This is a genomic window from Streptosporangium carneum (assembly GCF_027922005.1).
In the GTDB taxonomy this organism is placed as follows: domain Bacteria; phylum Actinomycetota; class Actinomycetes; order Streptosporangiales; family Streptosporangiaceae; genus Streptosporangium; species Streptosporangium carneum.
The window spans coordinates 161865-181387 of the sequence record NZ_BSEV01000004.1; the positions used below are offsets into that span (position 1 = coordinate 161865).

The window sequence follows — 19523 nt, forward strand, 5'->3', positions numbered from 1 at the left end:
CTCGTGATCAAACCCGTTCTGGAGCCGGCTGCCCAGGCCTTCGCCGATGCCACCGCCAACCCGCCCTACCTGCACCGTCTGCCCCTCGCAACGGGGCGCCGGGCCATGGCCGAGGTGCAACGCCCGGACATCCGAGTGCCGGGCGTCACCCGGCGGCCGATCGCCGGGACGAGGCTCACCCTCTTCCGCCCCGACAACGTCGAGGGTCCGCTGCCCGCGGTGCTCTACCTCCACGACGACTGGGTGTTCGGCGGCGAGCACGCCCATGGGCGGCTGGCCCGGGAACTGGCGCGCGAGTCGGGGGCGGCGACGGTGTTCGTCGACTACAGCCTCTCGCCCGAGGCCCGCTTCCCCGTCGCGCTCGGCGAGGGACTGGCGGCGCTCGACTGGGTACGCGTGCGCGGCGCCGCCTTCGGCCTGGACGCCTCGAAGATCGCGGTGGCGGGCGGCAACCTGGCGGCCGCGCTGGCCCTGCTCGCCCGGGAGCGCCTGGCCGGGCAGGTGCTGCTGTGCCCGGCCACCGACGCGTCGTCCGACACCGGCTCCTACCGGGAGTTCGCCGAGGGCTACTTCCTTCGCGCGGACGGCATGCGCTGGTGCTGGGACCAGTACACCGCCGACCAGGCGCAGCGCGCCGACATCACCGCCTCGCCGCTGCGGGCCACGCGCGGGGAACTCGCCGGGCTGCCTCCGGCCCTGGTGATCACCGCGGAGGCCGACGTGCTGCGCGACGAAGGCGAGGCATATGCCGTACGGCTGCGCAGCGCGGGTGTGCCGGTGACGGCGGTCCGCTATCAGGGCGTGATCCACGGTTTTCTCACGCTCAACGCCCTGCGCGGCACCCACTCCGCCCAGGAGGCGATCGATCAGGCCGGGCACTTTCTCGCCAGGGCGCTCGGCACCGGTCGAACCTGAGCCACCCGCGACGCGACCGACGGCGAGGCTCCACATAAGCTTTGCGTGATCTCCACCGGATCGCGCACAGGGAGCCCCCCATCGCCACTCCACTCAGCTTCGCGGAGGTGCTGCGCCGCCATCGGCGCGCCGCACGCCTGACGCTGGAGCAGCTCGCGGAGGCCTCGGGAGTCAGCGCCAGGACGCTGTCGGACATGGAACGCGGGCGCAGCAAGGGCCCCCAGCACCGGACCGTCACCGCGCTGGCCGACGCCCTCCGCCTGGCCGGCGCCGAGCGCGAGCAGTTCGTCGGGCTGGCGCGCGAGGGCCGGCTGCGCGACCACTGGACCCGGCCGACCGGGTTGTGCGAGCTGCCCCGCTCCGTCGCCGACTTCACGGGCCGCACCGCTGAACTGGCCTGGGTCGCCGAGCTGATACGTGCCGGGGACACGGGCGTGGGGCTCATCACCGGATCCGCCGGGCTGGGCAAGTCCACGCTGACCGTCCGCGCCGCCCACGCGCTGCGGCCGGACTTCCCCGACGGGGTGTTCTTCCTCGACCTGTTCGGCATGTCCTCGGAGCCACTGCCCGTCGATGAGGCGCTGGGCAGGTTGCTTCGCGCGCTCGGCATGGCTGATCAGCAGATCCCCGCCGACGTCGCCGCGCGGGCGTCGATGTACCGTTCCGTGCTGCGCGAGCGGCGCGTGCTGGTCGTGCTCGACAACGCCGCCTCCGAGGAGCAGGTCCGGCCGCTGCTGCCGGATGGCGCGGGCAGGGCTCTGGTGACCAGTCGCCGCCTGCTGGCCGGGCTGGAAGGAGTACGCAGGCTCAGCCTTGGGCCCCTGCCCCTGATGGAGGCCGCGGAGCTGCTGGCGGGAATCCTGAAGGACCGCGGCGCCGCGGACGAGGGATCGGCGTTCTGGGAGCTGGCGCAGCTGTGCGGCGGGCTGCCGCTCGCGCTGCGCATCGCGGGAAACCGGCTGGCCAGCAGGCCCGGCTGGAGCGCCGCCGACTTCGCCGCCCGGCTGACGGACGAGGAGCGCCGCCTGGACCAGCTCAGCGCCGGCGATCTGAAGATCGCCACGGCGTTCGGGCTGTCCTACGATCAGCTCGCGGACTCGACGCGGCGGGTCTTCCGCCGCCTGGCCCTGGTGCCGGGCCGCGAGTTCGACGCCGCGCTCTCCTCCGTCGCCGGCGGCACGTCGATCGCGGGGGCGTGGGACGCCCTCGATGAGCTCGTCGACCTCGGCCTGCTGCAGGACGGCACGTCGGGACGCTACCGCTTCCACGACCTGGTCCTGCTGTTCGCCCGTGACCGGCTCCGGGCCGAGGAGTCCGAGGCCGAGCGCGACGCGGTCACCGGCACGGTGACGTCGTGGCTGCTACGGATGGCCGCCAACGCCGGATGGTGGTTCGGGCCCAGGCACGGCCATCGTGACGATGAGCTCGACGGTCTGTCGACTCCGGAGGAGGCCGACCACTGGCTGCGGGTGAACGTGGACAACTGGCTGGGCGCCTTGCGCCAGGTGGCAGGCCTCGGCGGGCACGCCGCCGTCCTCGACTTCGCCATGTCGATGATCCACTTCTCCAACCGATGGATGCACGCGGTGCACTGGGCCGACGTCTTCGCCCTCGGGGTGCGGGCGGCCGCCGCCCTGGGCGATCTGTCCCGGCAGGCCGCCCAGCTCAACGCGCTGGCCGGGGTCCAGCTGGTCTCCGGAGGCGACCTGGAGGCCGCGCTGCGCTTCACAGCGCAGGCGATGGAACTGGGCGTCCGCAGTGGCAGCACCGAGGAGATCGCCTCGGCACACCACTACGCGGCAGGCGCGCTGCGCAGGCTCGGCCGCCTCGATGAGGCCATCGAGGCGCAGAGCCGGGCGGCGGAGCTCTTCAAGGCCGACGGTGACGTGGATGCCTACAGCCACTGTCTCGGCTCCCTGGGCTCCTGCTTCCGCGACGCCGGCCAGTACGCGCGGGCCCTGGAGCACTACCTCCAGCTGTGGGACCTGGTGAACGACGACACCTCGGGGATGACGCCGAGCGAGGCGGAGTTCAGCCGGCCGATCGCGCTCGCCCGCATCGGTGAATGTCTGGGGCTTCTCGGCCGCCGACCGGAGGCGATCAGCAAGCTCACCGAGGCGGTCAGCCTCCTGGAGCAGGCTCGGTTGCCCATCGTGCAGGCCGGTTCCCTGGAGACGCTGGCGGGCTTGCTGGCACAGGAGAACCGGATCGGCGAGAGCCGCCAGACCTACGCGCGGGCGGCCGAGGTCTACGAGGGCGTCGGCGACGCCGAGGCGAGCGGCCGCTGCCGCGAGCTGGCCGACGCCGCGCTCTGACGGTTCCGCGCCACTTCTGCGTGCTGTTCTGCGTGGTCCGGCCGTGGACGGGCGACTTTGATGGAGTGCACCGGGACAGGCACCGGGCCTGTCCATCCAGTTCGGGAGCGACCATGCCCACGATCAGGAACATCGTGCTCGTGCACGGTGCCTTCGTGGACGGATCCGGCTGGCGGGGTGTCCACGAGGAGCTGACCTGGGACGGGCTGCGCGTCCACGTCGCGCAGAACCGGGCGCTGTCGCTGGAGGGCGACGCCGTGGCGACCCGCCGGGTCCTGGACGGCCTCGACGGCCCCGCCGTCCTGGTCGGCCACTCCTACGGCGGCGCCGTCATCACCGAGGCCGGCACCCATCCCAACGTCGCGTCGCTGGTGTACGTCGCCGCGTTCGCCCCGGACCGGGGCGAATCGGTCGACACCCTCCTCGCCACCCCGTTGCCCATCCTTCCTCCGGCGGAGGGCTCCCTGCTGCTCGACCGCGAGAAGTTCGCCGGCTGGTTCGCCGCCGACCTGCCCGACCGGCTGGCCGCGTTCATGGCCGACTCTCAGGTCCGGTGGAGCGTGGACGCCCTTCGTGGGCCGGTCACCGAACCGGCGTGGAGGCACCGGCCCAGCTGGTACCTGCTCACGACCCAGGACCGGATGATCCCGCCGCCGACCCAGCGCATGATGGCCGAACGCGCCGGGTCGACCCTCGTCGAGGTCATCAGCAGCCACGCCGCCCACATCTCCCAGCCCGTAGCGGTGGCCGACCTCATCCGCCAGGCCGCCGCCTGACCTCTCCGCTCCAGCGACGAAGCCACCGCTGAGCGGCGTCCACGCCACCCGCCCGCGGATCGCGAGTTCCTGACTCGCGGCCCGCTGATTCGGCACGCCCGACGCCCTGCACGACCTACCACACCGGACGCCGTTCCCGGGTGCTCGGCTCCCACGACAGGAGGCAGTCATGACAAGCAGATCAGTGACCAGGGCCGCCGTCATCGGCACCGCGATCGAGTTCTACGACCTTGCGCTCTTCGGCCTGGCCGCGGCGATCGTCTTCAACGACCAGTTCTTCCCCGCCGACGCCCCCTTGGCCGGCACCCTCGGCTCCTTCACCGCGTTCGCCGTCGGCTTCCTCGCCCGGCCCATCGGAGGAGTCGTGTTCGGGCACATCGGCGACCGCGTCGGCCGCAAGCCCGCCCTGGTCCTGACGCTGCTGCTGATGGGGCTGGCCACGACCGGCATCGGGCTGCTGCCCGCCTACGACCAGGTGGGCCTGACCGCGCCGATCCTGCTCGTGCTCCTGCGGCTGGTCCAGGGCTTCGGCGCCGGAGCCGAATACGCCGGCGCCCTCGTCCTGGTGGCCGAGACCAGCGCCCCCCGCCGACGAGGCCTGCGTGCCGCATTTCCCGGCATGGGCGTCCAGATCGGCATCCTGATCGCCACACTCGTCTTCACCGCGGTCGCGCCGCTGCCGTCGTTCACGTCGTGGGGCTGGCGGGTGCCGTTCCTGCTCAGCCTGGTGGGCGTGGGCGTCGGGCTCGTCTGCCGGATCCGGGTGCCGGAGTCGGAGCTGTTCGAGCGCGAGCGGGCGCACGGCGTGAGCCGCTTCCCTGCGCTGGAGGTCTTCAGAAGGCAGCCGCGCAGCCTGCTGATCGCCGCCGGGATCAACGCTCCCTACGGCGCGATCGGCTACATCATGAACGTCTTCGTGCTGTCCTACGTCACCGGGACGCTCGGTCTGCCCGCCACGGTGGGCCTGATCGCCAACGTGTGCTCAGCCGCCATCGGGATCGTGCTCATGCCGCTGTTCGGGCTCCTGGCCGACCGCGTCGGCCGCCGGCCCGTCTTCCTCGGTGCCACGCTCGCCCTGTCCGTCTTCGCCTTCCCGATGTTCTGGCTGGTCGACACCGGCCGCCCCGAGCTGGTGATCTTCGCTGTCACGCTGGGGTACGGCGTCTTCGTCACGGCCATGTTCGCCGTCCTCGCCTCGATCCTGACCGAGCTGTTCGGTACCCGCTACCGCTACAGCGGCATCGCCATCTCCCGCGAGTGGACGGCCGCGCTGACCAGCGGGCCCGCCCCGCTCGTGGCGGCCTCTCTGGTGGCGGGCGCGGGCGGTGCGTCGTGGCCCATCGCGCTCCTGCTCGTGGGCCTGGCGACGATCGCCTTCCTGACGGTTCTGCTCGCTCCCGAGACCCGCGCCAAAAACCTGGACGAGCGCGTAAGTCAGGAGCCCGTCGGCTCAGGTGCAGTCATCTGACCGATTACCGGCCGGGGGCCGCAAGCCTAGCTTCGAAGCACATCGAGACCGCATCAGTAAGGAAGTCACATGCCCTACGTGACCACCGCCGACGGAGCGCAGATCTTCTACAAGGACTGGGGCACCGACGGTTCGCCGGTGCTGCTCAGCCACGGCTGGCCGCTCAACTCCGACGCCTGGGAAGCGGCCGCCCTCTTCCTGGCCGGGCACGGGCACCGCGCCGTCGCCCACGACCGGCGCGGCCACGGCCGTTCGGCGCAGACCTGGCACGGCAACGAGATGGACACCTACGCCGACGACCTGGCCTGCCTGATCGAGCAGCTCGACCTGCGCGACCTCACCCTGGTCGGGCACTCGACCGGGGGCGGGGAGGTCGCCCACTACCTCGGCCGCCACGGCAGCGACCGCGTCTCGAAGCTGGTCCTGGTCTCCGCCGTGCCGCCGCTGATGCTGCGCGGCGAGGACAACCCCCAGGGCCTGCCGATCGAGGTCTTCGACGCGATCCGGGCCGGCGAGGCCGCCAACCGCTCCCAGCTCTACCGCGACCTGGCCGACGGCCCGTTCTTCGGGCACAACCGCAGGCAGGACGTCCCCCAGGGGTTCCGCGACGCGTTCTGGCTGCAGAGCATGGCGAGCGGGCACCGCGGCGCCTACGAGTGCATCGCCGCCTTCTCCGCCACCGACTTCCGGCCGGACCTGGCCAAGATCGACGTCCCCACCCTGGTCATTCACGGCGACGACGACCAGATCGTGCCGTTCGAGGTCGGAGGCAGGCGATCGGCCGAAATGATCAACGGCGCCGTCCTGAAGGTCTACGAGGGCAGCGGGCACGCCCTGCCCGACACCGACCGCGACCGCCTGCACACCGACCTGCTCGCCTTCATCGAGTCCTGAGGAGCACCGCGCATGACCCCCCTACGCCGTTTCGGCAACCTGCTGGGCACCCTCGTCGCGAGCTGCGCCCTGATCCTCGGCCTGAGCGGAGCGACCGTCCCGGCCTCCGCCGACTCCACCACCTCCGCCGACTCCGCCTCCTCCGGCGCCAAGCCGACCGTGGTCCTGGTGCACGGCGCGTTCGCCGACGCCTCCGGCTTCAACGACATGATCACCATGCTCGGGGCCGCCGGGTTCCCGGTGATCGCGCCGGCCAACCCACTGCGCGAGGTCGCCGGTGACGCGGCGTACATCTCCAGCGTCCTGGACACCATCCCCGGCCCCATCATCTTGGTCGGCCACTCCTACGGCGGCATCGTCATCACCAACGCCGCCCGCGGCCACGACAACGTCAAGGCCCTGGTCTACCTCGGCGCGTTCGCACCCGACCAAGGGGAAAGCGCCCTGCAGCTCGCCGGGCAGTTCCCCGGCAGCAAGCTGGGCGAAGCCTTGCTGGCCCGGCACTACCCACTGCCCGACGGCACCAAGAACGGCGTCGACGGCTACATCACCGCGGAGAAGTTCCGCGAGGTGTTCGCCGCCGACCTGCCCGCGTACAAGACCCGGCAGATGGCCGCCACCCAGCGGCCCGGCAGCGTCACCGGCCTGTCCGGCGGCAGCGGTGAGCCCGCCTGGAAGACCATCCCGTCCTGGTACCTGATCCCCGCCCAGGACAACGTCATCCCGCCCGCCGCCCAGCGCTTCATGGCCGAGCGTGCCGGCAGCAAGGTCCGCGAGATCAACTCCTCTCACGTCGTGATGATGTCCCACCCCGCCGCCGCGACCGCGGTGGTCCTGTCCGCCTACGCCGCCACCCGCTAGGAGAGACCGGATGAAACCCGACACGATCGTCTTGATCCATGGCTTCTGGGTCACCCCGCGCAGCTGGGAGAACTGGATCGCCCACTACGAGGCCAAGGGGTTCCGGGTGCTCGCCCCCGCCTACCCCGGCTTCGAGGTGGAGGTCGAGGCGCTCAACGCCGACACCACACCCATCGAGCGGGTCACCGTCCCGCAGATCATCGACTCGCTGGAGAAGCTGATCGGCGGCCTGGACAAGCCTCCCATCCTCATCGGCCACTCCGCCGGCGGCGTGTTCACCCAGATCCTGCTGGATCACGGCTACGGCGCGGCCGGTGTGGCGATCAACTCCGCTCCCACCGAAGGCGTCAAGATCATCCCGCTGTCGCAGCTCAAAGCCACCTTCCCCGTGCTCAAGAACCCCGCCAACCGGCACAAGGCCGTCGGCCTCGACTACGAGCACTGGCGCTACGCCTTCACCAACACCTTCCCCGAGAGCGAGGCGCGGGCCGCCTACGAGCGCTACCACATCCCCGCCTCCGGCTCGATCTTCTGGGGCAGCGCGCTGGCCAACATCCACCCCGGCAAGGACGACAACTACGTCGACTACCACAACGACGACCGCAAGCCGCTGCTGTTCATCTCCGGAGAGCACGACAACCTGATGCCGCCGAAGATCCAGCGCTCGAACGCCAAGCACTACAAGGCGCCGAACACGATCACCGAGGTCATCGAGTATCCCGGCCGTTCGCACCTGATGCCCGCTCAGCAGGGCTGGGAAGAGATCGCCGACCGCGCCCTGGCCTGGGCCCTGCAGCACAGCTAACCACCTCGAGGGGAGCGCGTTCCATGTCGGATGTCAGGTTCACCCACATCGGCGGTCCCACCGTCCTCATCGAGTTCGACGGCTGGCGACTGCTGACGGACCCGACCTTCGACCCTCCCGGCCGGACCTACGGGTTCGGCTGGGGGACCTCCTCCCGCAAGCTCACCGGCCCCGCCCTCCCCGCGGCGGGGCTCGGGCCGGTGGACGCAGTCCTGCTCACCCACGACCATCATGGCGACAACCTCGACGTGGCCGGGCGCCTCCTGCTGACCGCCGCCACGACCACGATCACCACCTCCTCGGGCGCCCGCCGCCTCGGCGGCACCGCGCGCGGGCTCAAGGCCGGGCAGAGCACGCGGCTGGAGGCGCCCGGCCGGCCGGCGATCGAGATCACCGCCACCCCCTGCCGGCACGGCCCGCCGCTGAGCCGGCCGATCACCGGCGACGTCATCGGCTTCGCGCTCACCTGGCCGGGGCAGATGCACGGCCCGCTCTGGATCACCGGCGACACCGTCTACCACCGCGCGCTTCACCGGGCCGCCGCCGCGATCCGGCCGGGAACGGTCCTGCTCCACCTGGGCGGCGTCGGGTTCCCCCTCACCGGACCACTGCACTACACCATGACCGCCCGGCAGGCCGTACGGCTGTGCGGGGCCATCAGCCCGCACACGATCCTGCCGGTCCACTACGAGGGCTGGCAGCACTTCCGGCAGGGCCGCGACGGCATCGAACGCGACCTGCGGCGGGCGCCGCAGCAGGTGCGCGCCCGCTTCCACTGGCTGCCTACCGGATCGGCGGAACACCTGCAGCTCTAGACACGGCCCTTCCTTATGGCAGGCAGGCCTTCGTGACATCGCTTTCCGGCCTGGGGCTCGGGGGCCCTCAGGTCGGCCGCCCGTCACCCACCCGAAGCGCGGACGGTTCCTACACTGCCGTCCACCCTGACACGATCGAGAGGAATGACGACAACCATGACCAGCACCCAGCTCGACCACCTGGCGGCCGCCGCGTTACAGGATGCGCTCATCGACGTCGCTGAGCTGGCCTCCCAGGCCAGGCAGGCGCACTGGAACGTGCGCGGCGCGACGTTCCTGCCCATGCACCGATGGCTGGACGAACTCGCCGAAACCCTGCGGGCCCACGCCGACACGCTGGCCGAGCGCATCACCACCCTGGGCGGCTGGCCGGACGCCTGCAGCGAGACGCTCAGCGCACGCAACACCCTGGAGTCGCTGCCCTCCGGCCGGCTCACCACCAGCCAGGCGCTCACCGCCATGGAGACCGGCCTGGAGCGTATCGCCACCGTCGTCACGTCATGGCTGCGGAGCCCGGCCATGGGAGATGACCCGGTGACCGCTGATCTGCTCACCAGCCTCTGCCGGGACCTCCAGGCCCAGCAGTGGCTCGCCCGCGCCCAGCAGTGAGCGGCGATCATGGCCGACTTGCGCTGGACGGACCGCGCTGCCTGCCGAGACACCGACCCCGACCTGTTCTTCCCACTCGCCTGGGAAGGCCAGCACCAGGCAGCCAGGCGCACAGCCGGCGAACTCCCGCGGAGCCGTCCACTCTCAGCGGCCCGGCCGGTGCCGACGACCGCGCACGCGCGTAACCGCCGCTCGCCTGCCGACCGGCAACCCTTCAGGAGACACCATGACCATCTTTTCCCGCGGGTTCCGCGGCAAGCACCGCGCTGATGACCAGTTGCCGCCAGGCCAGCACCACACCAAGGACTTCCCCGTGCTGTCGGCCGGGCCCACCCCGCGCACACTCCGCGGGAACAGTGGGGGTTCACCATCGACACCGAGACCGAACACGCGCACCGGTGGATCTGGCCCGTCCTGATGGCCCTGCCGCACGAGACGCCCACCGTGGACATCCACTTCGAGCTGCGGCGCACCTTCCTCAGCGGCGACCGCCTCACCCGCTCAGGTCAGCCCCGGAAGCAACGCAGCTCGATCCGGCTGCAGGGGACCGTGTGTGTTTGGCATTCAAGGGCGTCAGACCCAGCTCACGCAGCTGCGCGGGCCGCAACGGCCGCCAGCCGCTGGTGTCGAGCTTGGCCAGCTCCGCCTCCACGTCCACGTTGATGACACCGAAGAAGTTGATGTTGTCGCTGTGGCCGGGCGAGATGTGCGACAGGATCTCGTCCGGCACGTTCCGGCCCTGGGAGCGCAGCTCCAGCACCGCTCTGGAATAATATTCGGTCATCCAGGCGACCACCGCGTTGGTCAGCAGGGTCAGGCACCACGCCTGCTCGGTCTGCTGCTCCAGGTGCGGCCGGGTGATGGTGCCCTGCTGGGCGTAGTGCAGGTCGCGGCGCAGCGCGTGCAGGCTCTCTCCTTTGTTGAGCTGGCGGGAGATCTTCCTTCTGAAGACCGGGTCCGACAGGTATTTGGCCAGGTGGACGGTCCTACGCAGCATGCCCCACTCCTTCAGCGCGGCGGCCAGGGTGTTCTGGCGGGAGGCGGCCGACCACTTGCCGACGATCAGCGAGGCGGTGGCCTGGCCGTATTTCAGCGACCCGGCCATCCGTAGCAGGTCAGGCCAGCAGCCGGCCACCAGGTCCTCGGTCCAGCGCGCGCCCAGCAGCGGCCCGGCGTGCGGGTAGCGTTTGGCGATCTCGGTCGGGGTGTCGTCACGGACCAGGGTGACCCGGGTCAGATCCCGCATCCGCGGGGTGAGGGCCTTGCCCACCAGGTCGAACAGCGCAAAATTGATCAACGTGGCGCCGTGCGCATCCGTTGCGTGCTCGGTGACCGGAAGGTCGGTGGCGTTGCCGAGAAAGTCATCCAGGACGTAGTGCGCCTCCCGCGCCGTCGGCACAATGATCTTCGTGCCGTACGTGGACCACTGGTCGGAGACATGGGTGCAGGTGGACAGCACCTGCCCCCGTGAACGACCATGGTGCGGGCGGTGGTGCTCTTTGCCGCGGACGGGGAAACGTTGCCCGTCGGAGGAGCTCATGGTGCCGCCGCCGAACACCTTGGCCAGCTCCAGGCCGTAGTGGTGGTTGACGATGACCGTGTTGGCCTCGCGCAGCGTCTCCTCCCGTACGTACCACTCCATGGTCCAGGCCAGCACGTCGTAGGACACCCCGCAGGCCTCCGACATGCGGGCCAGGCCAAGGTTCGTGGACATCGCGATGAGCACGGCCAGGATGTTGCGCTTGGTCTCGGTCGAGGTGCTCAGCTTGCGGCCGCCGGTGTGAGTGAAGCAGTCCAGGAAGTGCGTGCGCGCGTCCAGCTCGATCAGTAGCGAGGCGATCGGCGCGAACGGCAGCATCGCGGCCAGCTCGTCCTTCAGCGCCTTGGCCTCGGCCGGTACGTCCTCGGCCGACAGCGGCGGCACCACCAGGTGCTCGTCCTCATTGAGCTGGTCGACCGCGGCCTGGGCGACGAACGCCAGCAGGATCGGGAAATTACGCTCCTTACGCCGCTCCAGCCCCTGGTTGGTCGAGCGGCGCGACCTGCGCCAGGAACCGGCGCCGTTCGTTCGGCAGCACCGACACATCCATCTGGTGGGCGTCGATCGCGCAGCCAGGTCAGCTTGTCGATCGCGGTCCTGAACGAGGTTGCCGACGCGTCCCGGGCCGGGCTGACCAGCCACTCCAGCCGGGTCATCCCCAGCCCCGCATCCATGGCCAGCATGCGCTCCAGGTCGGCGCGGACCTCCGCGGTCAGCAGGTGCCCCACCAGCTGAGAGGTCAAATCGGCGGCCGCTTTGCGGGCCGTGCCGACCATCTTGGCCAGAATGAGCACGCCGGGCCGGATCACCTTGGCCGCCATCAGATACTCGCGCGCCAGGTTGAACAGCAGCGTCGGCGAGTCGTGCTCCATCGCCCCGTCCAGGAGGAACTGCTCCAGCTCCTTCATCGCCTGGCTGCCAGCCGGGGCCGTCTGCCGCTCCAGGTACTTGGCGACCAGGCCCAGATGATCGGAGCGGGTCTGATCGCGCTTGCCGTACAGCCGCAACGCCGCCGGGGTCACCCCCATCGGGCACGAACCCCAACCAGGGCAGGCTGCACAGCTGAACGAGCATGCCCAGCCGATCGACCGGGCCCCGCCTCCCGGGGCTCACGAACGCCAGATCAGCCGCCGTCGGTGTGAAATACCGGATCAGCTCATCGCCAGTGATCTCCGGGTACGAGCGCAGCTGCTCCAGCTGCTCCTCGGAGAACATCTTCTCGGACAACGCACCACCTCTACCTTCCGTACCGGACAAAACCGGAACGAACGTAGCGGCAGTGATCACCAATCAGTCAAATGCAGCTGTTTGCGCAGTTCATAGGCTACTTCATTGGAAATTTCTTCATTGCTACTGGGACCCCGTCTCGGTGTGGGCGGTCCGCTGTCATCGGGTGTCTTGTGCGGGCTTCGTGACCGTGGTGGACGCGGGCGAGATGTTCGGCGTCAGGCCTGTTCCAGGCTCGCCGGCAGCAGGGTGCGGATCGTGGCCTGGACGGCTTCGAGGTTCACCGCCTCGGGGGCGATTCGCCATTGGGCGTGGACGCCGATGACGGTTCCCACCAGCAGGACCGTGAATGCCTCCGGGGTGGTTTCCGCGGGTAGTGCCTCTGCTGGTATCCGGGCCTGTACTGCCTGCCGGAGGGCCGCGTGGAGCCGCGCGTAGTGCTCGCGGATCGGCGAGTCGACCTCCACCGCCTCGGCGAGCAGGGTGATGAACAGGCGTGTGACAGGTTGGCGGATGAAGTCTGTTATCTGGTCCAGCGGACTGCTGGGGCGTTCCCCTGCGGGCGGGGCGAGGGCGGTCAGCACGGCGTGGAGCCGGTCGTCGAGCACCGCTTCCAGAAGGCCCAGTTTGTTGCCGAAGTGCCAGGGGATGGAGCCGCGGCTGATGCCGGCCTTCTCGGCGATGTCGATGAAGCTCGTCTGCCGGTATCCCTTCTCGGCGAAGAGCTCGGCGGCGGCCGTCACCAGCAGTCGGCGGCTCTCCTCGGTCCTCTGGATGCGTCGCGTGGCCATGTGGACCATCAAACCAGGCATGCCGCATGACAGAGCAAGTGTTGATCGACATATTCTATGTCAGCTAACATAGAGACAGGGAGGTCCCCAGTGTCGGGCGACCCGTGCGACGGACGCCGGAGACCGCGTCGAGCGCGCTCACGCGGGGGCGGAGAGCGAAGAGAGGACGTCACGATGAGCTCCAGGAAGCGGCTGCTCCGCTGGGCGAGCGGGATCATGGTCGTGCTGGGAACGGGGCACCTGTCCTTGTCGGCGATCGTCGCCTGGGAGGTCGTCACCGGCTGGGCGGGGCGGGGGATGTGGGCGGCCGTGCCGCTCGTGCTCGGGGGCGGGGGCGCCGCTCAGGCGGTGGAGTCCTTTCAGGACAGGGTCACCTTCTGGGCCGGTCCGGGAAGCTTCGCCGTGCCCCTGATCCTCTTGGGGGGCCTGACGTGGCATCTCGCCGGGCGCGGGGTGGCCGTGCCCGCCGGGGTCGGCTGGGGTCTCGTGGCGTGGTGCGCGCTGGGCGGCGTCCTTCTTGTGCCGTCCCCGTTCTTCGCCGGGGTCGTCTCCGGGGCGCTTGTCATCCTGGCGGCGCGGAAGGAGGAACGGCTGGAAACGGTGCGAGAACGGGAGGCGGACCCGGTGTGACCCGCGCCCGCCGGCGGCGCGTCGGATCTCGAGCTCATCGGCTGGCCGCGCACGACACTCGGCCGCTCGCGGCCAAGCAGGGCTGGAACTTCTCCGAAGTGTCGACGGACAACGAGGGTGAAGGCGCCGACGGGTGCTGGACGCCTGGGGGGTCATGTGGCGGGCGCCGTCGGTGTGGTGTCTCAGCTCGTCGTGGCAGGCGTCCAGCCCATTGGAGTCTCGGGGCCGGCCCGGGGGCGGCCTGCCGATCCATCATGGCCCCGATCCTGCTCCTGGTTCCGGCCGCGGTGATGCGGCGGTAGGGGGCGTCACCAGCACCTGAAAGAGCGATTCGATCCACTGGGCAAGCTCCTCCGGCTGTTCCTGGGTCAGTGCCGTCGTGCCCAGAACGCTGCGCATGAGCCACACTCCCGCCTGCAGGGAGAGCATCAGTTCCGCCCGGACGCCTGCTGCGGTACCGGACAGTTCCTCGTTGAGGTGCCGCCCGGCATGCCGCCCGATCGCCTCGCGCATGATCTGCGCGGCTCTGGGACTGGCCGCCGACCTCAGCATGAGCAGGAACGGCCCGAGTTCCTCCGCCTCCGGTGCCGTTCGCGCCACCAGCGCCCGCGCGGTCTTGTCGGCCAGTTGCGCGCCGCTGCCCGCGATCACCGTGCGCGGGGCGAAGGCCACGTCGACGGCCTCGGCGAACAGCTGTTCCTTCGATCCGAAGTAGCGGTTGATGAGCATCGCGGTCACGCCTGCACTCTGCGCGATGTCGCGGACTCCCACTCCGTCGTAGCCGTACCGGGTGAAGGCGGCGACCGCCGCGTCCAGGATGGCCTGCCGGGTGGCGGCGGCGTCGCGCCGACGTCTGCCTGGGGTGGGGCCCTGTGGCCCTGATCGGCTGACGGGGGAGCTGGGCTCGGCGGTGTCACTCATATCTACAAGTGTATACTTTCATGTAAGTATACGAGTGTAGACATCGGGCGTTCGATGCGTCTCGCCGCCCGAACCACGATGCGAGGATGAAATGGATCTTCAACTGAGGGGCAAGCGCGCCCTGGTCACCGGCTCCAGTTCCGGCCTCGGCGAAGCCATCGCCAAGGCCCTGGCCGCCGAAGGCGCCGACGTCGTCGTGCACGGCCGCGACCGCCTGCGTACCGAAACCGTCGCCGCCGCCATCCGGACAGCCGGCGGCCGGGCTCATGCCGCGATCGGAGACCTGGCCACCGACGACGGCGCCGACGCCGTGGCCGAGGCCGCGCTGGCCGACGGCCCGATCGACATTTTGGTCAACAACGCCGGCGCCTACCCCCACCGCTCATGGAAGAAGGCCAGCGCCGGCGACTGGAGCCACACCTACGAGGTCAACGTCGTCTCCGGGGTCCGTATGATCCTGCGCCTGGTTCCCCGCATGCACGAGCGCGGCTGGGGTCGCGTCATCCAGATCGGCGGCGGGCTCGGTCTGCAGCCGAGCGCGGACCTGCCCCACTACACCGCCACGCTGGCCGCCCGCCACAACCTCACGGTCTCGCTGGCCCGCGAGCTGAAGGGGACCGGAATCACGGCCAACACCGTCGCCCCCGGCGCCATCCTGGTCGACAGCGTCCAGCGGTTCCTCACCGACCTCGCTCCGGCCCGCGGCTGGGGCGAGACGTGGGAGGACATCGAACGCAACGCGATCGAGGAACTGGTGCCCAACGACGTCGGCCGGATGGGCCGTCCCGAGGAAATCGCCGCCGCGGTCCTCTATCTCAGCGGCCCGCTCGCCGACTACGTCACGGGCACCACCCTACGGGTGGACGGCGGCACCATCCGCGGCGTCCACTGATCGCCCGTCGCTTTCACGACTGCCGGGGCCGCCCGCTCGCATGGGCGGCCCTGCCGCGGCCCTGCCGCGCCCGAGCGGCCTCCGCCACCCGGCCCCGTACGGCGAAAGGCGCGCCGGCACGCGACTCCTCGGCTTCACCGCCGCTACAAAAACCTCAGCGACGAGAGAGTCGGCCTGTGTTTCTGGCTCCTGACAAGCGACCTCTTGCGAGCGGGTGGGCCGACTCCGCCCCCCGACGCCGTCGAGCTGTTGATCACTGCGGACTGCGGCGGGTCCAACGGCAACCGGGCCCGGCTGTGGAAGGAACTGGAGGTGACCCGGATCAGCGGGCACAGCTTCCGGCCCGACTGGAACTACGCCATCCGCCCCTTCGCCACCCCGAAGACCGATTCCGAGCCAACCAGCGGCGTTAAATCAACCTGAACCCCAACCGTCGCCGCTCATCCGGCGAACAGCGGTCGAACCTCGACGCCGCCGTCCTGGACGGCCGGGTTGAGCTTGGCGATGCGCAGGGCCATGTCCAGGTCGGGCGCCTCCAGGACGTAGAACCCGGCGACGACCTCCTTGGCCTCGGCGAACGGGCCGTCGGTGACCACGTCGCCGCGGATCGAGGTGGCTGTGGTGCTGGGCTGCAGCGCGAACCCCGCGACGATCCGGCCGCCCAGCTCCTCGACCTGGGCGGGGTAGCGCTCCAGCAGCCTCATGTAGTCGGGCGTGCAGTCCATCGGGTCGGCCGGGGACGGCGAGTAGACCAGGATTCCGTACCGGGCCATCGGTTTCTCCTCGAATCGGTGTTCATCCTCTGTTCCCCGGCAGACGGGGACGGCCGGACTTTACACCTCCGGCGGGAAATCAACGGTCATCCTTCGGAGCGGGAAGGCCTGCGTCGGCTCGTGTCGGCGGGGGCCGCCCCTCACCCTATGGGTCTCACAGAATCAGGAACTCATGACTCCCTACGGTGAGATCCAGCTGCGCACCGACCGGCGCCTGGACCTCACCGACCTGCCGACTGCGTAACGCCGGACGCTCGCTCGTTCCGGCGGCAGCGCGGCTGGACCGTCCCGGCGCTCGATGTCGGCGGGGCGTCGGCGATACTGTGGGCGTGGAGTACGTGTCCAGAGTGCCGCGACCGCCGCTGGACAGGCTGATCGACGACCTTTACTACCTGGAGGGTGCGCCGCCGTACGCCCGGCTGACGCTGCCGCCGATGCCGTCGGCGTTGCTCATCGTCAACCTCGGGGCGCCGTTCCGCATCCGCGCCGGCACCGACATCGAGACGGCCGAGTACGCCGACGGCTGCGTGGTCACCATGCCCACCCGCGCGTTGGAGTTCGGCTACCCACTCCGGACCCGGTCCGTCGGCGTGCACTTCAAGCCGTGGGGGCTGGCGCCGTTCCTGCCGATGCCCGCTGCCGAGCTGTGTGACCGGCCGGTGACGGTAGAGCAGGTTTGGGGTCGGCCCGCCATCGCTGAGCTGCAAGACCGGCTGGCCACGGCGGACGGACCGCACGAGATGCTGACGCTGCTCGAGGAGGAGCTGATGCGACGGCTGTGCGAGACCGCCGGCCTGGGGCTGGTCCGCCATACGAGCAGCGTCATCGCGGCGACCAGCGGGGCGGTGGCGATCGGCGACCTGAGCGTGGCAGCCGGTGTCAGCAGCACTCATCTGGCACAGCGGTTCAAGGAGCTCATCGGCGTCACGCCGAAGCGGCTGGCCCGCACCTACCGCTTCGCCGCCACCGTGTTCGCGATCAACCCCGCCGGACCGATCGACTGGGGCGACCTCGCCGGTGGCGCAGGCTACTTCGACCAGGCCCACTTCGGCCACGAGTTCCGGGCGTTCACCGGGCTCACGCCGACCCGGTACGTCGAAGTCCGGCGGCGGTTCCTGCGCGAACATCCCGGCCACGCGCTGGACGGCTGGCCGCTGCCGGCCGATTGATTTCTTACAAGAGCGACAGCTCACGACACGCTAATTTGGGGGCACCCCAAAGCAGAGGAGAGCCCCGTGGGCAAGGTGGTCATGTACAGCTCGGTGTCGGTGGACGGCTTCGTCGCGGACGAGAATGACCAGCCCGGACCGCTGTTCGACTGGTTGTCCAGCGGTGACGTCCCGTTGGACGAGAGCGGCGAGCTGAAGGTGTCGCAGACGTCCTACGACTACACCCGGGCGTACTGGGACCAGATCGGAGTCACGATCGTCGGCCGCCACGTCTTCGACCTGACGGACGGCTGGGGCGGCAAGCCGCCGAGCGGCATCGACCACGTGGTCGTCGTGTCGCACCGGCCGATGCCCGAGGGCTGGGACCCCGAGGCGCCGTTTCACTTCGTCGACGGCGTCGAGGCGGCCGTGGCCAAGGCGCAGGAGCTTGCGGGTGACCGCATGGTCGAGGTCGCCGCTGGCGACGTCGGTGGCCAGGTGCTTGCCGCGGGCCTGATCGACGAGGTGCGCATGGACGTCGTACCCGTCGTGTTCGGGTCCGGCAAGCGCTACTTCGGGTCGGTCCACGCGCAGCACCTGTTGGAGGATCCTGACGTGGTGATTCAGGGCAACCGGGTGCTTCACCTGCGCTATCGGGTGCGCCGTTGACCGATCTGAGCGGGTACGCGAAGAAGTCCGCTGCGAACGGTGACACAAGATCGGGTCTCCGGCTGCGTTTGCGCATCGCTGTCCCTGGTCGGGCAGCCGACGCCGATCCGCCCCAGCACCTCACCTGCGGCAAGTTCAACTCAAGATCACTGGTTGCCGGTTTCCGTCGTATCTTGGCCGACCCCCGAACGGACTTGGCCTGAGCGTGGCCTCGGGACTTTGGGCCCGATCAACGCGCCGACGCCGCCCTCCCATCAGAGCTTCTGATATCGCGGTCCTGGACTAGGGGTTCCCGTAGTAATCGCGGAAAATCGGGCGGATATGGCCCCGAGCTGGTGTTTCGCTAATCCTGGTGGAGCAGGTCGGCAGGAGCCGAACGCTGCGGCGTCGTAGGTCTTACCGGCGTCGCGTCGCCGTATTCCGGCTGTCCTGCCAACGGGCCGGCGCCTCAAGGCCCTCCACCTGGGTTCGCGCGATCAGCCCCAAAGTAGGCCAGCAAGGTGGAGGTGTTCGCGTCGTTCGCAGGCGCCGGTGGCCAAGTCCACCCTCAGCCATCACCTGCGGGTGCTGCGTGATGCCGGGCTGACCCGCACCCGCCAGGAGGGCACCCGCTGCTTTGTGATCTTGCGGCGGCAGGAGTTGCAGACCCGCTTCCCCGGGCTGCTGCAGGCGGTGCTGGCCGCGGCCGAGGAGGAGGACATCGGCCACCAGGTGAGCGTGAAAGACGCCGCGCAACCCGCCTGAACCGGCAAGTGATCGCCAACGTCGCCGGTGACCTCTTCACCCACTACATCACAAGGCTTTCGGAGCCGGCGCCGGCGCCGAGTGGTCGCCGGTCACGCCGTTTCCTGAGCGTCCGGAGCGGGTGAACGCCGTACGCTGCCGCTCGGCCTCTAGGCGGATGGCGCACTTTACAGCGTGGTCGTTGATCAGGCCCATGGCCTGCATGAACGCGAACGTCGTCGTGGGCCCGACGAATGCCCAGCCCTTGCGTTTCAGGTCTTTTGACAGGGCGACCGATGCGGCGGAAGTAGAGACGGTCTGGGGTTCACTCAGCTCCGTCGGGGCGGGTTCGTGGCGCCGGACGAAGGCGGCCAGTGATCCTTCCCGCTCCAGCAGTTCCTCGGCGCGGCGGGCGTTGTCGATCGTCGCCTCGATCTTGCCGCGGTGCCGTACGATGCCGGCGTCCTGGAGCAGGCGTTCGACGTCGCGGGCGGTGAAGCGGGCGAGGCTGGGGATGTCGAAGCCGGCGAAGGCGGCGCGGAAGTTCTCCCGCTTGGTCAAGATGGTGCGCCAGCTGAGCCCGGACTGAAAACCCTCCAGGCACAGCTTCTCGAACAGGCGGCGGTCATCACCGACGGGAAAGCCCCGTTCGGTGTCGTGGTAGGCCAGGAACTCCGGTGCGGCACCGCTCCACGAGCAGCGCGACAGCTCCGGGCCGGGCGTCGGCACGGTCATCTCATCCATGGTCCTT

20 protein-coding genes and 2 pseudogenes are annotated in these 19523 nt (G+C 69.9%); 15 read left to right on the top strand and 7 right to left on the bottom strand.

The annotated features are described in order from the left end of the window. Positions 1–3 precede the first annotated feature (3 nt). From PKF00_RS12295 to PKF00_RS12335, 9 genes are all read left to right on the top strand, one after another. Positions 4–915 carry an alpha/beta hydrolase gene (locus PKF00_RS12295; RefSeq protein WP_271217587.1) on the top strand — a complete coding sequence of 304 codons (912 nt, stop codon included), beginning with the start codon at positions 4–6 and terminating at the stop codon, positions 913–915. Positions 916–956: 41 nt separating this feature from the next. After that, the gene (locus PKF00_RS12300) at positions 957–3230 is read left to right on the top strand and encodes a helix-turn-helix domain-containing protein (RefSeq protein WP_271217588.1); all 2274 of its coding nucleotides are present in this window, start codon (positions 957–959) and stop codon (positions 3228–3230) included. Positions 3231–3343: 113 nt separating this feature from the next. Then, positions 3344–4006 (top strand): alpha/beta fold hydrolase, encoded by a 663-nt coding sequence (locus tag PKF00_RS12305; RefSeq protein WP_271217589.1) that lies wholly within the window; start codon positions 3344–3346, stop codon positions 4004–4006. Between the two features lie 169 nt (positions 4007–4175). Continuing rightward, positions 4176–5474, top strand: a complete 1299-nt coding sequence (locus PKF00_RS12310) for an MFS transporter (RefSeq protein WP_271217590.1) — start codon at positions 4176–4178, stop codon at positions 5472–5474. A gap of 69 nt (positions 5475–5543) precedes the next feature. Next, complete coding sequence (locus PKF00_RS12315) at positions 5544–6368, top strand: alpha/beta fold hydrolase (RefSeq protein ID WP_271217591.1); 825 nt, start codon at positions 5544–5546, stop codon at positions 6366–6368. A 12-nt stretch (positions 6369–6380) separates the two neighbouring features. Further along, a complete protein-coding gene (locus tag PKF00_RS12320) occupies positions 6381–7229 on the top strand; it encodes an alpha/beta fold hydrolase (protein ID WP_271217592.1) in 849 nt (282 codons plus the stop codon). Positions 7230–7239: 10 nt separating this feature from the next. Further along, on the top strand, positions 7240–8034 hold the full coding sequence (locus PKF00_RS12325; protein ID WP_271217593.1) for an alpha/beta hydrolase: 795 nt from the start codon (positions 7240–7242) through the stop codon (positions 8032–8034). Positions 8035–8057: 23 nt separating this feature from the next. Beyond that, positions 8058–8849, top strand: coding sequence for an MBL fold metallo-hydrolase (locus PKF00_RS12330; protein ID WP_271217594.1), 792 nt, complete (start codon positions 8058–8060; stop codon positions 8847–8849). Between the two features lie 144 nt (positions 8850–8993). After that, complete coding sequence (locus PKF00_RS12335; protein WP_271217595.1) at positions 8994–9458, top strand: Dps family protein; 465 nt, start codon at positions 8994–8996, stop codon at positions 9456–9458. 493 nt (positions 9459–9951) lie between these two features. Here PKF00_RS12335 and PKF00_RS12340 read toward each other — a convergent pair whose 3' ends face one another. The 4 genes and pseudogenes from PKF00_RS12340 to PKF00_RS12355 form a co-directional block, all read right to left on the bottom strand. Continuing rightward, on the bottom strand, positions 9952–11385 hold the full coding sequence (locus PKF00_RS12340; protein WP_271217818.1) for a Tn3 family transposase: 1434 nt from the start codon (positions 11383–11385) through the stop codon (positions 9952–9954). Next, complete coding sequence (locus PKF00_RS12345) at positions 11334–12026, bottom strand: DUF4158 domain-containing protein (protein ID WP_271217819.1); 693 nt, start codon at positions 12024–12026, stop codon at positions 11334–11336. Before PKF00_RS12345 ends, PKF00_RS12340 begins: the two co-directional genes overlap by 52 nt. A gap of 58 nt (positions 12027–12084) precedes the next feature. Then, positions 12085–12213 (bottom strand): annotated as a pseudogene (locus PKF00_RS12350) (DUF4158 domain-containing protein); the annotation flags it as partial. A 230-nt stretch (positions 12214–12443) separates the two neighbouring features. Then, positions 12444–13016, bottom strand: coding sequence for a TetR/AcrR family transcriptional regulator (locus PKF00_RS12355; protein ID WP_271217596.1), 573 nt, complete (start codon positions 13014–13016; stop codon positions 12444–12446). A 174-nt stretch (positions 13017–13190) separates the two neighbouring features. Here PKF00_RS12355 and PKF00_RS12360 point away from each other — a divergent pair, with 174 nt between their 5' ends. Next, positions 13191–13646 (top strand): DUF6463 family protein, encoded by a 456-nt coding sequence (locus PKF00_RS12360; RefSeq protein ID WP_271217597.1) that lies wholly within the window; start codon positions 13191–13193, stop codon positions 13644–13646. A gap of 252 nt (positions 13647–13898) precedes the next feature. On the opposite strand, the gene PKF00_RS12365 is transcribed toward PKF00_RS12360, so the two are convergent. Then, positions 13899–14567, bottom strand: coding sequence for a TetR/AcrR family transcriptional regulator (locus PKF00_RS12365; protein WP_271217598.1), 669 nt, complete (start codon positions 14565–14567; stop codon positions 13899–13901). Positions 14568–14658: 91 nt separating this feature from the next. Here PKF00_RS12365 and PKF00_RS12370 point away from each other — a divergent pair, with 91 nt between their 5' ends. Further along, a complete protein-coding gene (locus PKF00_RS12370; protein ID WP_271217599.1) occupies positions 14659–15459 on the top strand; it encodes an SDR family NAD(P)-dependent oxidoreductase in 801 nt (266 codons plus the stop codon). A gap of 249 nt (positions 15460–15708) precedes the next feature. Then, on the top strand, positions 15709–15882 hold the full coding sequence (locus PKF00_RS12375; protein WP_271217834.1) for a hypothetical protein: 174 nt from the start codon (positions 15709–15711) through the stop codon (positions 15880–15882). A 17-nt stretch (positions 15883–15899) separates the two neighbouring features. Here PKF00_RS12375 and PKF00_RS12380 read toward each other — a convergent pair whose 3' ends face one another. Beyond that, complete coding sequence (locus PKF00_RS12380) at positions 15900–16232, bottom strand: YciI family protein (protein ID WP_271217600.1); 333 nt, start codon at positions 16230–16232, stop codon at positions 15900–15902. 329 nt (positions 16233–16561) lie between these two features. Here PKF00_RS12380 and PKF00_RS12385 point away from each other — a divergent pair, with 329 nt between their 5' ends. From PKF00_RS12385 to PKF00_RS12395, 3 genes and pseudogenes are all read left to right on the top strand, one after another. Continuing rightward, positions 16562–17401, top strand: a complete 840-nt coding sequence (locus PKF00_RS12385) for a helix-turn-helix domain-containing protein (protein WP_271217601.1) — start codon at positions 16562–16564, stop codon at positions 17399–17401. 66 nt (positions 17402–17467) lie between these two features. Next, positions 17468–18049 (top strand): dihydrofolate reductase family protein, encoded by a 582-nt coding sequence (locus PKF00_RS12390; RefSeq protein WP_271217602.1) that lies wholly within the window; start codon positions 17468–17470, stop codon positions 18047–18049. Positions 18050–18574: 525 nt separating this feature from the next. After that, positions 18575–18793 (top strand): annotated as a pseudogene (locus PKF00_RS12395) (ArsR/SmtB family transcription factor); the annotation flags it as partial. 48 nt (positions 18794–18841) lie between these two features. Here the strand turns inward: PKF00_RS12395 and PKF00_RS12400 are convergent. Then, positions 18842–19516: a DNA-3-methyladenine glycosylase I gene (locus tag PKF00_RS12400; protein ID WP_309298393.1), complete on the bottom strand. Its 675-nt coding sequence runs from the start codon at positions 19514–19516 to the stop codon at positions 18842–18844. Positions 19517–19523 lie beyond the last annotated feature (7 nt).